The sequence below is a fragment of the Streptomyces sp. NPDC054956 genome, assembly GCF_053609185.1.
Map to the genome: position 1 here is coordinate 1 of NZ_JBSGXB010000209.1, position 13475 is coordinate 13475.

Genomic DNA, 13475 nt, shown 5'->3' on the forward strand with positions numbered 1-13475 from the left:
TGTCCCGGCTGCGGCGCCGCCGCACGGGGGCCGGCCCCCGGACCCCCGCGCCTCAAACGCCGGCGGGGCTGAAAGATCGCCTCAAACGCCGGCGGGGCTGGATTCGGCCGGCGGTGCCCGCGTCCCCGGCCCTGGGCGTCGGCTGAGCTCAAAGATCGCCTCAAGCGCCGGCGGGGCTGGATTTGGCCGGCGTCAGCCGTCAGCCAGGTGCCGGGCGCCGGTGGGCGACGGGGCGTATACGGCTCCGGGAGGCGGGCTCTGAGAGACTGGGGGGGATGAACGAGACACCCACGCGCGTGTACGCCGAGATCGATCTTGACGCCGTCCGGGAGAACGTGCGCGCACTGCGCGAACGGGCGCCCCGGTCCGAGCTGATGGCTGTCGTCAAGGCGGACGCCTACGGGCACGGAGCCCTGGCCTGCGCCAAGGCCGCGCAGGAGGCCGGGGCCGGCTGGCTCGGGACCGCCACGCCCGAGGAGGCGCTCGCGCTGCGCGCCGCCGGGATCGGCGGACGCATCCTGTGCTGGCTGTGGACCCCCGGCGGGCCGTGGCGCGAGGCCATCGAGGCCGACATGGACGTGTCCGTCAGCGGGATGTGGGCCCTCGACGAGGTACGGGCGGCCGCCCGCGCCGCCGGGCGGACCGCCCGGATCCAGCTCAAGGCCGACACCGGGCTCGGCCGCAACGGCTGCCAGCCCGCCGACTGGGCGGAGCTCGTCGGCGCGGCCGTCGCCGCCCAGGCCGAGGGGACCGTCCACGTCACCGGGCTCTGGTCCCACTTCGCCTGCGCCGACGAACCCGGCCACCCGTCGATCCAGCTCCAGCTCGGCGCCTTCCGCGACATGCTCGCGTACGCCGAGAAGGAGGGCGTCGAGCCCGAGGTCCGGCACATCGCCAACTCGCCCGCGACCCTCACCCTGCCCGAGAGCCACTTCGACCTCGTGCGCTGCGGGCTCGCGGTCTACGGGGTCTCGCCCGCTCCCGAGCTCGGCACTTCCGCCCAGCTCGGCCTGCGGCCCGCCATGGCCCTGAAGGCCTTCGTGGCCCTGGTCAAGGAGGTCCCCGCCGGACACGGCGTCAGTTACGGGCACCACTACGTGACCGAGGGCGAGACCCGCCTCGCCCTGATCCCGGCGGGCTACGCCGACGGAATCCCGCGGCACGCCTCGGGCCGCGGCTCCGTCCTCCTCGGCGGGAAGACGAGGTACGCCGCCGGGCGCGTGGCCATGGACCAGTTCGTCGTGGACCTGAGCGGCGACGACCACGTACGCGTCGGCGACGAGGCCGTCATCTTCGGCGACGGCACGCACGGCGAGCCCACGGCCGAGGACTGGGCTCGAGCGGCTGACACCATCGCGTATGAGATCGTCACCCGTATCGGGGCCAGGGTGCCCCGGGTGTACCTCAACGGGTGTCCCGCAACGGCTGAGTGAGGACGGCGGCGTGAGCGAGAACTGGCGCAAGGCCGGCTGGGCCGGCGCCGCCATCGGCGTGATAGCCGCGGGCGCGGCGGCCGGTGTCGCGGTCGAACGGATCACCGTCGGACGGGGCATGCGCATGAAGGCGCGCCTCGCCCTCGACGCGACCGGGGACTACGGCTCCCTGCGCGGCACCCCCGGCACCGCGTGGGCCGACGACGGCACCGCGCTGTACTACGAGGTCGACGAGCTGCCCGAGGAGGGCAAGCGGCGCCGGCTGCGCCGCAAGGCACCCGCTCAGCCCACCGTGGTCTTCTGCCACGGCTACTGCCTCGCGCAGGACTCCTGGCACTTCCAGCGGGCCGCCCTGCGCGGTCTGGTCCGCGCCGTGTACTGGGACCAGCGCAGCCACGGCCGCAGCGCGCGCGGCCTCGCCCAGGCCGAGGGCGCACCGGTGACCTTCGAGCAGCTCGGCCGGGACCTGGCGGCCGTCATCGCGGCCGCCGCCCCCGAGGGCCCGCTGGTCCTGGTCGGCCACTCGATGGGCGGCATGACGATCATGGGGCTGGCGGACGGGTTCCCCGAGCTCATCCGGGACCGGGTGGCCGCGGTGGCGCTGGTCGGCACCTCCAGCGGCCGGCTGGGGGAGGTCACGTACGGGCTGCCCTCCGTCGGGTTCGGGGCCGTACGGCGCATCCTGCCCGGCGTGCTCAAGGCGCTCGGTACGCAGGTGGAGCTGGTGGAGAAGGGCCGGCGGGCCACCGCCGACCTGTTCGCCGGCATGGTCAAGATGTACTCCTTCGCCTCCCGCGACGTGGACCCGGGCGTCGCCCGCTTCGCCGAGCGGCTCATCGAGGCCACCCCCATCGACGTGGTCGCCGAGTTCTACCCGGCCTTCCAGGCGCACGACAAGACGGCCGCCCTCCAGCGGTTCGCGGACATCCCGGTCACCGTCATCGCCGGGGACCGCGACATGGTCACCCCGCCCGGCCACAGCCGGGCCATCAAGGAGGCGCTGCCCTCTGCCGAACTGGTGGTCCTGGAGTCCGCCGGGCACCTGATGATGCTGGAGCACCCGGACACCGTGACCGGGCTGCTCACCGAGCTGCTGGCGCGCACCGGGGTGGTGTCCGTACCGGCTAACGTTGGCGGGCATGGAAGAAGTACCGCGGGAAGCACCGCGCAGCCGGACCCAGGAGCAGGCACCGGAGCGGGCGCAGGCGCCTGACGCCGAAGCACACGTCACCGTCGGCTCGCCCGACGCCATGCAGGACCTCGGCCGCAGGATCGCCGCGCTGCTGCGCCCCGGCGACCTGGTCCTGCTGACCGGGGAGCTCGGCGCCGGCAAGACCACCCTGACCCGCGGCCTCGGCGAGGGCCTCGGCGTGCGCGGGGCGGTGACCTCGCCGACCTTCGTGATCGCCCGGGTCCATCCCTCGCTGACCGGCGGTCCGGCGCTGGTGCACGTGGACGCGTACCGGCTGGGCGGCGGGCTGGACGAGATGGAGGACCTGGACCTCGACGTCTCGCTGCCCGAGTCCGTCGTCGTCGTGGAATGGGGCGACGGCAAGGTCGAGGAGCTGTCCGACGACCGGCTGCACGTGGTGATCCGCCGGGCGGTCGGCCACGAGGAGGTCCTCGACGACGTACGGGAGGTCGCGGTCCGCGGTGTCGGGGCGCGCTGGTCCGCCGGAGCCGGTCTGGAGACCCTCGCGGGCGTCCTCTCGGAGTAAACGTCCCGACAACTCGTCGGCAAGATATTGCGCGGGTGGCCGCGCGCGTGGTCACATGGGTACCGAGGGCTGGTTAGGCGTACCTAAGTACAGGCTGGCCCCGTCCAGGAGGCAGCCATGTCGACAGCAGGAGCAGCGCGCGTCCCCCGCACGTCCGGCGTGTCCATGGGCGCTCTGCTCGCCGCGGGCGCCGCGGCGAGCGCCGTGTCGACGCCGCCCGCGCGCGAGCCCGCCGAGGACCTCTACCCCGCGGGCGAAGCGGCCGCGGACGGCGAACAGGCCGCTCCGGAGTCCGAAGCGGCCTGAGGCGGGACGGCAGGGTCCCTCGTACGGGTGAAATCGGCGTGTCGCGGCCGGGGTGTCGCGGCACGGGCGCCGGTCCCCGGTCGGGGAACGGCTCGGGGAACGGCTCAGGGAACGACGACGACCTTCGAGCCGATCGTCGCGAAGGCCCACATCGCGTCGCCGTCGGCGCGGGTCATGCGCACGCCGCCGGTCTTCTTGTTCGGGTCGGGAGCCGGCAGCTGGTTGTCCACGCGGGCGCTGAAGCCGACCACGACGCCCTCCGGGCTGGCGAAGCGGACCACGTGCTCGATCGGCACGCCGTCCGAGCCGGTCACCGTGGCCGCGCGCGAGCCCACCGTGTAGCGGCCCGGCGCAGGATGGACCGTGCTCGGCACCACCGCGAACGACTTGGGCTCCTGGCCCTCGGCTCCCACCAGCCACACCCGCTTCGCGCCCACCGAGTACACGACGCGCACCCCGGTGCCGGAGCCGGCCGGTACGGGCACCGGCTTCCCGGGATCCGTCTTGGCGGCGCCCGAGTCGCTCGGAGCGGGCGCGGGAGTCTGCGCGGCGGCCTTCGGCGGGTGCGCGGGGGCGGTGGCGGAAGCCTGGTAGCCGAGGAGACCGACCACGGCGAGCGCCGCGACGGTGAGCCCGGCCACGATTCCCGAGCTGCTGCGTGCCACCTTGCTCCACCTCTCCGCATGGTCCGATGTCGTCGAACGCCCGGCCGGGCCGCCCGTCGAACGATCAGCTGAACGCCACGTCGAACGGTCGGGGCCGGGACCTGGGTCGAAGGTAGCAGCCGGGGTGCCCGCAGACCGGCCGCAAGGGCCCGGGGCCCCGGAGTCGTAGGCTGTTCGCGTGCTCTTGCTCGCTGTAGATACCGCCACGCCCGCCGTCACCGTCGCCCTGCACGACGGCGAGTCCGTCCTCGCCGAGTCGAACCAGGTCGACGCCCGCCGCCACGGGGAGCTCCTGCTGCCCTCCGTCGACAAGGTCCTCGCCGAGGCGGGGGTCAAGCTCGAAGCCGTCACCGGCATCGTCGTCGGCGTCGGCCCCGGCCCCTACACCGGACTGCGGGTCGGCCTCGTGACCGCCTCCACCTTCGCCTCCGTCCTCGGCGTGCCCGTGTACGGGCTGTGCACCCTGGACGGCCTGGCCTACGCGGCCGGCGCCGCCGGGATCGAGGGCCCCTTCACCGTCGCCACCGACGCGCGGCGCAAGGAGGTCTACTGGGCCCGGTACGAGGACCCGCGCACCCGGGTCGGCGAGCCCGCGGTGGACCGGCCGGCCGACATCGCCGACCGGGTCGCCGGACTGCCCGCCGTCGGGCAGGGCGCCCGGCTCTACCCGGAGGTCTTCACCGACGCACGGGACCCCGAGCACCAGTCGGCCGGCGCCCTCGCGGCCCTGGCCGCGGAGCGGATCGCCGCCGGAGCGGCGTTCGAGAACGCCGACGGCCTGCCCCCGGCCCCGCTCTACCTGCGCCGGCCCGACGCCCAGGTGCCCAAGAACTACAAGGTGGTCACCCCGAAGTGACCGGCCCGAACGCCCCGGCCGCCGGGGCCGTGCTGCTGCGCGAGATGCGCTGGTGGGACATCGGGCCCGTGCTGGAACTGGAGCACGAGCTCTTCCCCGAGGACGCCTGGTCCGCCGGGATGTTCTGGTCCGAGCTCGCCCACGCGCGCGGCCCCGAGGCCACCCGCCACTACGTCGTCGCCGAAGCCCCGGACGGCCGCCTGGTCGGCTACGCCGGGCTGGCCGCCGCCGGCGACCTGGGCGACGTACAGACCATCGCGTCCGCGCGCGACCAGTGGGGCACCGGGCTCGGCGCCCGGCTGCTGACCGACCTGCTGCGCGCCGCCACCGCGTTCGAGTGCGCCGAGGTGCTCCTGGAGGTGCGGGTGGACAACACCCGCGCCCAGAAGCTGTACGAGCGCTTCGGCTTCGAGCCGATCGGCTTCCGGCGGGGCTACTACCAGCCCGGCAACGTGGACGCGCTCGTGATGCGCCTCGCCGACCCCGCCACCTCCCTGCCCCCGACAGACCAAGACGCCGTAAGAAGTGAGACCCATGGCTGACGAACCGCTCGTCCTCGGCATCGAGACCTCCTGCGACGAGACCGGCGTCGGCGTCGTACGCGGCACCACCCTGCTCGCGGACGCCATCGCGTCGAGCGTCGACGAGCACGCCCGCTTCGGCGGGGTCGTGCCCGAGGTGGCCTCCCGCGCGCACCTGGAGGCGATGGTCCCCACCATCGAGCGCGCCCTGAAGGAGGCCGGGGTCAGCGCCCGCGACCTCGACGGCATCGCGGTCACCGCCGGCCCCGGCCTCGCCGGAGCGCTGCTGGTGGGCGTCTCGGCCGCGAAGGCTTACGCGTACGCGCTCGGCAAGCCGCTGTACGGGGTGAACCACCTGGCCTCGCACATCTGCGTCGACCAGCTGGAGCACGGGCCGCTGCCCGAGCCGACGATGGCGCTGCTCGTCTCCGGCGGGCACTCCTCGCTGCTGCTGGCCCCCGACATCACCTCCGACGTGCGGCCGCTGGGCGCGACCATCGACGACGCGGCGGGCGAGGCCTTCGACAAGATCGCCCGCGTGCTGCAGCTGGGCTTCCCCGGCGGGCCGGTCATCGACCGGCTCGCGCGCGAGGGAGACCCGAAGGCGATCAACTTCCCGCGCGGGCTGACCGGGCCGCGCGACGCGGCGTACGACTTCTCCTTCTCCGGGCTCAAGACCTCGGTCGCGCGCTGGATCGAGGCGAAGCGCAAGGCGGGCGAGGACGTGCCGGTCCGCGACGTGGCGGCCTCCTTCCAGGAGGCCGTGGTGGACGTGCTGACGCGCAAGGCGATCCGCGCCTGCAAGGACGAGGGCGTCGACCACCTGATGATCGGCGGCGGGGTCGCGGCCAACTCCCGGCTGCGCTCGCTCGCGCAGGAGCGGTGCGACGACGCGGGGATCGTCCTGCGGGTGCCGCGGCCGGGGCTGTGCACGGACAACGGCGCGATGGTGGCGGCGCTGGGCGCGGAGATGGTCAAGCGGAACAGGCCCGCCTCGGACTGGGACCTGTCGGCGGACTCCTCGCTGCCGGTGACCGACCCGCACGTTCCCGGGCGTTCGCACGACCACTCCGACGACCACTCCCACGAGCACGGAGCGGGCCACGGCCACGGCCACGATCACGATCACGATCACGTGCACGAGCTGAGCAAGGACAACCTGTACTCGTGAGCACCGTCGCGCTGATGTGGGAGGCCCGGGCCGTGCCCGGGCGGGGCAACGAGCTGCTGGAGTGGGCCCGTTCGCGGGTCCTGGCCCAAGAGCCGGTGCGCCGCGAGGTGTTCCGGGCACCGCAGGACCGGGTGCTCGTCATCACCTGGTGGGAGACGCCCGGGGGAGTCGGCGACGAGCTGCCCGAACTCCCGGAGCCGGCGGCCGATTTGATCACGCGGGCGGTGCACCGCTGGCGCTTCGAGTCGGTCGAGGCCGAGGGGCCCGGCGGAAGCTGAGCCTCCGGGCAGGGGCCCGGAGGGTGCCCGCGGCCCTGACGCTATGGTCATGCGCATGCCCCGCCTTGACCTGCCTCCGCCGCCCCCTCCCGCGCACCTGCGCGCCTGGTTCGACGAGCACGCCGAACGAGCGGTACGGGCCGACCGCGCCCGGTTCCTGAGCGAGCTCGGGCGGCGCAGTCTGGGGGTCGGGCGGCTGCTGCTGCTCTGGGCGGTCTCGGCGGTCTTCGCCCTCGGCTGGTCCTTCGTCGGCATGGCCCTGATGGCCTTCGAGGCGCACGACCCGTTCTCGTACCTCTTCGGCGTGATCTTCGCCGTCCTCGGGGTGGGCGTGCTGATACCGGCCGGATTCTGGTTCGCCTGGGGCGCCAAGCGGGACCGGCAGGTGCGCCGGCTGATGTGCGCGTGGGCGGAACTGGCACCGGACCCGGACACCGACCGCGCGATGCGGGCGCCGGGGCGCAGCCTCACCTGGCTGCTGGCCTCCTTCGCCCTGGGCGCGTTCGGGCTCTGGGTGACCTTCGGGTCCGCGGCCGGGGCCCGGCCGGGCGCGGACACGTACGGCGAGGTCGCCTACACCATGGGCCTCGGCATGATCCTGTGGATCACCGCCCTGCTGGGCCTGGGCAAGGCGGGCGCGCACTACCGGTGGGCGATCCGCTTCTAGGCCGTCTCTTTCGGATCAGGCCGTGCCCGTGTCGGGGGCCGTCACCGGTGAGCCGATCAGCATCGAGGGCGCCCCGGCGACCCGGGTCAGGAACACGGTCGCGGAGTGGGGTCCCTGCGGCTTCACCTTCTTGCGCAGCTCCTCCGGCTCGATCGCCGAGCCGCGCTTCTTCACCGTCAGGATCCCGACCCCGCGCTCGCGGAGCAGTGCCTTGAGCTTCTTCAGCCCGAAGGGCAGCACGTCGGTGATCTCGTACGAGGTCGCGTACGGGGTCGCGCGCAGCTCGTCCGCGGTGATGTACGCGATGGTCGGGTCGATCAGCCGGCCGTCCAGCTGCTCGGCGACCTCGGCGACGAGGTGCGCCCGGATGACGGCGCCGTCGGGCTCGTAGAGGTAGCGGCCCACCGGCCCGGCCTCGGGATCGGGCAGCGGATCGGAGGTCGCCAGGGCACGCGGCCCGGGCAGCAGGGTGGCGCGGATCTCGCCGGGGGCGGTGCCGAACCACAGGACGGCCTCCTTCACGTCCCCCTGGTCGGAGATCCACTCCGCCTCGGCCTCGGCGGGCACGGCCTCGTGCGGGATGCCGGGGGCGATCTTGATGGCGGCGAACTTCGCGGCGCGGGCGGTCTCCACGGCCCAGGACAGCGGCGGGGAGTAGGACTCGGGGTCGAAGATCCGGCCGCGGCCGCCACGGCGGGCCGGGTCGATGAAGACGGCGTCGTACCCGGCGGTGTCGACCTCGGTCACGTCCGCCTCCCGGACCTCGATCAGGTCCGCCAGCCCCAGCGCCTCGGCGTTGGCGCGCGCGACGGCGACGGTCAGCGGGTCGTGGTCCACCGCCAGTACGCGGATGCCGAGCCGGGCCAGGGCCAGGGCGTCGCCGCCGATGCCGCAGCACAGGTCCGCGAGGCTGCGTACGCCCAGGGCGGCCAGGCGCTCGGCGCGGTACGAGGCCACGGAGGCGCGGGTGGCCATCTCCCCGCCGCCGGGGGTGAAGTACATCCGGTGGGCGTCCTCGGCCCCGAACTTCGCCACCGCGCGCTGCCGCAGCCGGGCCTGCCCGAGGGCGGCGGAGACGAGCGCGGCGGGGTGGTCGCGGCGCAGCCGGGTGGCGACGGCGAGCTCCTGGGAGGGGTCGTAGTCCCGGAGGGAGTCGAGGAGGGCGTGGCCCTCGGGGGTGAGGAGCGCGGCGAAGTCTTCGGGGGTCACGGGGTCCATTGTCGGCCACGGTGGGCCACTCGGAGGAAGGTCGGATTCCGATCGCGGTGTCGGCCGGGGCGGGCGCGTGACGGATGCCAGGATGCTCAGCTATGCAGCTAGTCCGACAAAAGGAACATAAGACGCAACAGGGTCACCGGATCGCGGCAGCAGCGCGAGGCCGGTTGGGGATGGCCGCGATGGCCGCACTGCTGGTCGCCGGACTGGCGACCGGATGCGGGTCCGCGGAGTCCGAGAAGCCGGACGGAGCCGCGAAGGCCAAGGCCGCCGCAGGTGCCGAGCCGGCCGGCGCGGCCGGAGCGCTCGGCAGCTACGCCGAGAAGCTGAAGGCCGCTCAGCAGGCGCGGATCGTCGCCGCGAAGAAGTGGGGCCTGGCCAAGCCGCCGCTCATGGCCCCGGTGGCGCCGAAGAAGAAGCCCGACATCGCCACCCGCGAGGGCTTCGAGGTGGAGGACCAGGAGAACCTGCCGCCCGTCTTCACCACCGTTCCCACGGAGGAGAAGGTCGTCTTCCTGACGATCGACGACGGCGCCGAGAAGGACCCCGAGTTCCTGAAGATGATGCAGGAGCTGAAGCTCCCGTACACCGCCTTCCTCAGCGACTACCTGGTGCGGGACAACTACCCGTACTTCAAGGAGATGCAGGCGGCGGGCGTCACGCTGAACAACCACACGCTCAACCACCGCTACATGCCGGCGCTCTCGTACGAGAAGCAGCGGCAGGAGATCTGCGGACAGCAGGACACCATCGAGAAGCAGTTCGGGAAGCGGCCGACGCTTTTCCGCCCGCCGTACGGGAACTACAACGAGGACACGCTGCGCGCGGCCAAGTCCTGCGGCATCAAGGCGGTTCCGCTGTGGAACGAGGAGGCCTTCCCCAACCGCATGGACTGGCGGGAATGGGACAAGGACCTGCACCCCGGCGACATCATCCTCACGCACTTCCGGGGCAAGGAGGACTGGAAGGGCACGATGCCTGACATGATCCGTCATGTCATGAAGACCGTCACGGACAAGGGGTATGCCGTGGCTCGCCTGGAGGACTACTTGTGAGGTACGCGCGCCGGTTGGTAGCCGGAACGCTGGCGGCCGGCGCGCTGGCGCTGTCCCTGACGGGGTGCGGGGACAGCGTGGACCCCATCGAACGCATGGGCCGCAAGACGGTGGAGGGCAAGGAACCCGCGTCCTCCGCGCCGCCTTCGGCCTCCCCGTCCGGGACCGGGACGGGGGCCGGGACGGGGTCGGGGAACGCGGCCGCGGGCGACGAGGCGTACAAGAAGTGGGGCCTGAGCGCCCCCCTGCAGTACGCCCCCAAGCCGGCGGCCAAACCCCCGATCCCCCCGGCCAAGCCGGGCAAGGTGCAGGTCGTGGACCGAATACCCGTCCCGGCGGACGACAAGGTCGTCTTCCTGACCTTCGACGACGGTGCGGAGAAGAGCCCCGAGTTCCTGAAGATGGCCGCCGATCTGAAGCTGCCGATCAGCATGTTCCTCACGGACAGCATCGCCTCTTCGGACTACGGCCACTTCGAGAAGCTCCGCGACAACGGATCCGGCAGCACGGTGAACAACCACACCCTGACCCACCCGAATCTCCGGACGCTGCCCTTCGAGGCGCAGAAGAAGGAGATATGCGGTCAGCAGGAACGCCTGGAGAAGCGCTTCGGCAAGAAGCCGCCCTTCTTCCGCCCGCCCTACGGCAACTACAACGACGACACCCTCAGGGCCGCGCACGAATGCGGGATATCGCAGCTGCTCCTGTGGCGCGTGTCGATGCAGATCAACAACTTCCAGTACGCCGAGGGCTCCGCGCTCAAACCGGGTGACATCATCCTGGCCCACTTCCGCGGCCCGTCCGAGCTCAAGGGCACGACGGAGACCGAGATGACCACGCGGATGCTCCAGCGGATACAGGAGCAGGGGTACCGGATCGGGCGGCTGGAGGACTACCTCTAGGGCGTGCCCTTCGGATCAGCCCGGCCGGGCGCTCACCACCGGTGTGATCGTCGTTTCCACCGGTCCGCGGCTGTCCGCCTCGCGCTGGCGTTCCGCGCTGTCGGAGATGCGCAGCAGCAGGGCGATCATGATCCAGTTGGCCAGCAGGGACGAGCCGCCGCTGGCCAGGAACGGCAGGGCCTTGCCCGTCAGCGGGATCAGGCCCGTGACCCCGCCCGCCACCACGAAGACCTGCAGGGCCAGCGCCGAGGAGAGGCCCACCGCGAGCAGCTTGCCGAAGGGGTCGCGGGCGCCGAGCGCCATGCGCAGCCCCCGCTGCACGAGGAGCGCGTAGAGGACGAGGACGGCCATGACGCCGGCCAGGCCGAGCTCCTCGCCCACCGTCGTCAGGATGAAGTCGCTGCGGCCGGCGAACCCGAGCAGCTCCGGGTGGCCCATGCCGAGCCCGGTGCCCGTGACGCCGCCGGTGCCGAAGCTGAACAGCGCCTGCGCCGACTGGTCCGAGACGATGCCCGGCGGCCGGGGGTTGTCGTAGTAGGACAGCGGGTTGAGCCAGGCGGCCACGCGCGCCTTCACGTGCGGTTCCGTCGAGCCGACGACGAAGGCGCCCACGCACGACATGAGCAGACCGCAGATGATCCAGCTGGTGCGCTCGGTGGCGACGTAGAGCATCACCACGAAGACGCCGAAGAAGATCAGCGAGGTGCCGAGGTCGCGCTCGAAGACCAGCACGAGCAGCGAGATGATCCAGACCGTGATGATCGGTCCGAGCTGGCGCATCGGGGGCAGCCGCATGCCGAGGAACTTGCGGCCCGACAGGGCCAGCGAGTCCCGGTGGATGACCAGGTAGCCCGCGAAGAAGACCGCGATCATGATCTTCACGAACTCGCCGGGCTGGAGCGAGAGCCCGCCGATGACGATCCAGCGCTTCGCCCCGTAGGTGTCCGCGCCGAAGAAGGCCGGCGCGATCAGTGCCACCAGCGCGACGGCCATCGTGATGTAGATGAACCGCTGCAGCAGCCGGTGGTCGCGCAGGACCCCCAGCACCGCGATGCAGGCCGCGACGCCGACCACCGACCACATCAGCTGGCCGGGCGCCACCGCCGGAGATTTGAACCGCTCCAGGTAGCCCTGGTCGAGGCGGTGCAGCAGTACCAGTCCCAGCCCGGTCATCAGCAGGGCGAGCGGGAAGATCAGCGGGTCCGCGTACGCCGCGAAACGGCGCACGGCCAGGTGCCCCACCAGCGCGAGCAGCGTCATGCTGATCACGAAGCCGGTGAGGCCCGGCGGCAGCGCGTCGTTCATCGCGAGGCTCGCGCTGATGTGGCCGGAAATGGTCACGCCGAGGACGAGGACGAGCAGCAGCGCCTCGGTGCGGCGCCGTGCGCCCGCCGACGTCAGGGGTTTCAGTCCACGCACGGTATGCCGCCGCCGTCGATGGCGGGGATGCCGCTGTCCTTCTGTGACGGGGTGGGCGCGGGGGTGGCGGCCGGGGCCTGCGCGGACCGCTCCGGCGTCGGCTGACCCGGTGCGGGAGTGCCCGCCGGGGAGGGAGCGGCGCCCGGTGCGCTCGGGCTCGCCGAGGCCCTGGGACCGATCTGCTCGGCAATGAGGCGCTTTATCTTCATATCGTCTACGACGTTTATGTCCGAGCCATGGTTCCTGTCGAAGCGCTCGATGGGAAGGGTCACAAACTCGACGTTGCCGCCGGACAGGCTCTTGGCCTGTTTGACGAACGCCAGCAGATCCCAGCCCCGATCGGTGACGACGTCCTGTTTCGCGGTGTCGATCAGCTTGATCAACTTCACCGGGTCGGTGAAGGTCCCGGCCTGGTTCAGCTTGTACGTGGCCCCCGCGAGGAAGGCCTGCTGCCGCTTCGTCCGGTCCAGGTCGCCCATGGTCAGCCCCATCCGCTGCCGGACGAAGGCCAGCGACTGCTGGCCGTTGAGGGTGTGCCGGCCGGCCGCGAAATCGGCCCCCGAGTTCTTGTCCTTCACGGCGTGGTTCAGGCACACCGGTACGCCGCCCAGGGCGTCCGCCAGATGGTAGAAACCGGCCAGGTTCAGCTCGGCGAAGTGGTCGATCGGGACCCCGAGGAAGGTGCGGACCGTCTCGATCTCCGCCTTGCGGCCCGCCTCGCGCCCCTCGCGCTCCAGCTGCCGCTTGTCCGTGACCCCCTTGGCGGAGAGCTGCTCCTCGGTCTTGGCCTTCGCCCGCCCGTACGCCTCCTTGATCTTGGCCTGGCCGGTGAACCCGGGGACGCCGTGGATGTCGACGAAGTCGTCGCGCGGCACCGAGAAGGCCTTCGCCTTCGAGCCGTCGCCGGGGACGTGGAGCAGGATCAGGGTGTTGGTGTTGTAGCCGCCGACGTCGGAGCTCGCGCCCGCGTGCAGCTTGTCCAGGATCTCCGGCGGAAGGTCATCGCCGTTCTGGTCGCGGCGGCTGTCCAGGCCCATCAGCAGGATGTTCGTATCGCCGTACTTCGACTTCTCGGCACCCTCCAGGGCCTTCGAGCTGCCGATGCTGGAGACCAGGTCCTGGTACAGGTACCAGGCCGAACCGCCGCCGATCACCGCCAGCGCGCAGCCGGCGGCCAGCAGGGTGCGGACCAGCCGGGTCCGGCGCGAGGGCCCGCGGCCGCGGGCCGAGGGTGTCCGGCCGCGGCCGCGGCCCCCGCCCAGGCCCCCT

15 protein-coding genes are annotated in these 13475 nt (G+C 72.4%); 11 read left to right on the plus strand and 4 right to left on the minus strand.

Features of this window, described 5'->3' with window-relative positions; all coding sequences use genetic code 11:
• Window positions 1-275 precede the first annotated feature (275 nt).
• The 4 genes from alr to ACWGDE_RS26805 all read left to right on the plus strand — a co-directional run bounded on the left by alr (window position 276) and on the right by ACWGDE_RS26805 (window position 3457).
• Window positions 276-1433: an alanine racemase gene (alr, locus tag ACWGDE_RS26790; protein ID WP_453391591.1), complete on the plus strand. Its 1158-nt coding sequence runs from the start codon at window positions 276-278 to the stop codon at window positions 1431-1433.
• A 10-nt stretch (window positions 1434-1443) separates the two neighbouring features.
• Entirely contained in the window at window positions 1444-2646 is a 1203-nt protein-coding gene (locus ACWGDE_RS26795) for an alpha/beta fold hydrolase (protein ID WP_453391592.1), read from the plus strand.
• Window positions 2573-3151 carry a tRNA (adenosine(37)-N6)-threonylcarbamoyltransferase complex ATPase subunit type 1 TsaE gene (gene tsaE, locus ACWGDE_RS26800; protein ID WP_453391593.1) on the plus strand — a complete coding sequence of 193 codons (579 nt, stop codon included), beginning with the start codon at window positions 2573-2575 and terminating at the stop codon, window positions 3149-3151. Before ACWGDE_RS26795 ends, tsaE begins: the two co-directional genes overlap by 74 nt.
• A gap of 117 nt (window positions 3152-3268) precedes the next feature.
• On the plus strand, window positions 3269-3457 hold the full coding sequence (locus ACWGDE_RS26805; protein WP_453391594.1) for a hypothetical protein: 189 nt from the start codon (window positions 3269-3271) through the stop codon (window positions 3455-3457).
• A gap of 104 nt (window positions 3458-3561) precedes the next feature.
• Here ACWGDE_RS26805 and ACWGDE_RS26810 read toward each other — a convergent pair whose 3' ends face one another.
• Window positions 3562-4122, minus strand: a complete 561-nt coding sequence (locus ACWGDE_RS26810; protein WP_453391595.1) for a hypothetical protein — start codon at window positions 4120-4122, stop codon at window positions 3562-3564.
• Between the two features lie 178 nt (window positions 4123-4300).
• Here ACWGDE_RS26810 and tsaB point away from each other — a divergent pair, with 178 nt between their 5' ends.
• From tsaB to ACWGDE_RS26835, 5 genes are read left to right on the plus strand one after another with little or no spacing between them, the layout of a single operon-like run.
• Window positions 4301-4978 (plus strand): tRNA (adenosine(37)-N6)-threonylcarbamoyltransferase complex dimerization subunit type 1 TsaB, encoded by a 678-nt coding sequence (tsaB, locus tag ACWGDE_RS26815; RefSeq protein WP_453391596.1) that lies wholly within the window; start codon window positions 4301-4303, stop codon window positions 4976-4978.
• Window positions 4979-5022: 44 nt separating this feature from the next.
• Window positions 5023-5520: a ribosomal protein S18-alanine N-acetyltransferase gene (gene rimI, locus ACWGDE_RS26820; protein WP_453391605.1), complete on the plus strand. Its 498-nt coding sequence runs from the start codon at window positions 5023-5025 to the stop codon at window positions 5518-5520.
• Window positions 5513-6670 (plus strand): tRNA (adenosine(37)-N6)-threonylcarbamoyltransferase complex transferase subunit TsaD, encoded by a 1158-nt coding sequence (tsaD, locus tag ACWGDE_RS26825; RefSeq protein WP_453391597.1) that lies wholly within the window; start codon window positions 5513-5515, stop codon window positions 6668-6670. The genes rimI and tsaD overlap by 8 nt, the downstream gene beginning before the upstream one ends.
• The gene (locus tag ACWGDE_RS26830; protein WP_453391598.1) at window positions 6667-6948 is read left to right on the plus strand and encodes a hypothetical protein; all 282 of its coding nucleotides are present in this window, start codon (window positions 6667-6669) and stop codon (window positions 6946-6948) included. The genes tsaD and ACWGDE_RS26830 overlap by 4 nt, the downstream gene beginning before the upstream one ends.
• 55 nt (window positions 6949-7003) lie before the next feature.
• On the plus strand, window positions 7004-7615 hold the full coding sequence (locus tag ACWGDE_RS26835) for a hypothetical protein (protein WP_453391599.1): 612 nt from the start codon (window positions 7004-7006) through the stop codon (window positions 7613-7615).
• A 15-nt stretch (window positions 7616-7630) separates the two neighbouring features.
• Here the strand turns inward: ACWGDE_RS26835 and ACWGDE_RS26840 are convergent, their stop codons facing one another.
• Window positions 7631-8833, minus strand: a complete 1203-nt coding sequence (locus ACWGDE_RS26840) for a class I SAM-dependent methyltransferase (RefSeq protein ID WP_453391600.1) — start codon at window positions 8831-8833, stop codon at window positions 7631-7633.
• Between the two features lie 179 nt (window positions 8834-9012).
• Here ACWGDE_RS26840 and ACWGDE_RS26845 point away from each other — a divergent pair, with 179 nt between their 5' ends.
• Together ACWGDE_RS26845 and ACWGDE_RS26850 are read left to right on the plus strand one after the other, a co-directional pair.
• The gene (locus tag ACWGDE_RS26845; RefSeq protein ID WP_453391601.1) at window positions 9013-9885 is read left to right on the plus strand and encodes a polysaccharide deacetylase family protein; all 873 of its coding nucleotides are present in this window, start codon (window positions 9013-9015) and stop codon (window positions 9883-9885) included.
• A 14-nt stretch (window positions 9886-9899) separates the two neighbouring features.
• Window positions 9900-10787: a polysaccharide deacetylase family protein gene (locus ACWGDE_RS26850; protein WP_453391602.1), complete on the plus strand. Its 888-nt coding sequence runs from the start codon at window positions 9900-9902 to the stop codon at window positions 10785-10787.
• 15 nt (window positions 10788-10802) lie between these two features.
• Here the strand turns inward: ACWGDE_RS26850 and ACWGDE_RS26855 are convergent, their stop codons facing one another.
• Together ACWGDE_RS26855 and ACWGDE_RS26860 are read right to left on the minus strand one after the other, a co-directional pair.
• Window positions 10803-12206 (minus strand): FtsW/RodA/SpoVE family cell cycle protein, encoded by a 1404-nt coding sequence (locus ACWGDE_RS26855; protein WP_453391603.1) that lies wholly within the window; start codon window positions 12204-12206, stop codon window positions 10803-10805.
• On the minus strand, window positions 12194-13475 hold a 1282-nt coding region (locus tag ACWGDE_RS26860; protein ID WP_453391604.1), incomplete at its 5' end, for an LCP family protein. The genes ACWGDE_RS26860 and ACWGDE_RS26855, both read right to left, overlap by 13 nt.

Excerpts from the sequence above, each read along its gene's own strand:
- alr (WP_453391591.1), top strand. The coding sequence starts at position 276 with ATGAACGAGACACCCACGCGCGTGTACGCCGAGATCGATCTTGACGCC.
- tsaE (WP_453391593.1), top strand. The coding sequence starts at position 2,573 with ATGGAAGAAGTACCGCGGGAAGCACCGCGCAGCCGGACCCAGGAGCAG.
- ACWGDE_RS26805 (WP_453391594.1), top strand. The coding sequence starts at position 3,269 with ATGTCGACAGCAGGAGCAGCGCGCGTCCCCCGCACGTCCGGCGTGTCC.
- rimI (WP_453391605.1), top strand. The coding sequence starts at position 5,023 with ATGCGCTGGTGGGACATCGGGCCCGTGCTGGAACTGGAGCACGAGCTC.
- tsaD (WP_453391597.1), top strand. The coding sequence starts at position 5,513 with ATGGCTGACGAACCGCTCGTCCTCGGCATCGAGACCTCCTGCGACGAG.
- ACWGDE_RS26835 (WP_453391599.1), top strand. The coding sequence starts at position 7,004 with ATGCCCCGCCTTGACCTGCCTCCGCCGCCCCCTCCCGCGCACCTGCGC.
- ACWGDE_RS26840 (WP_453391600.1), bottom strand. The coding sequence starts at position 8,833 with ATGGACCCCGTGACCCCCGAAGACTTCGCCGCGCTCCTCACCCCCGAG.
- ACWGDE_RS26845 (WP_453391601.1), top strand. The coding sequence starts at position 9,013 with ATGGCCGCACTGCTGGTCGCCGGACTGGCGACCGGATGCGGGTCCGCG.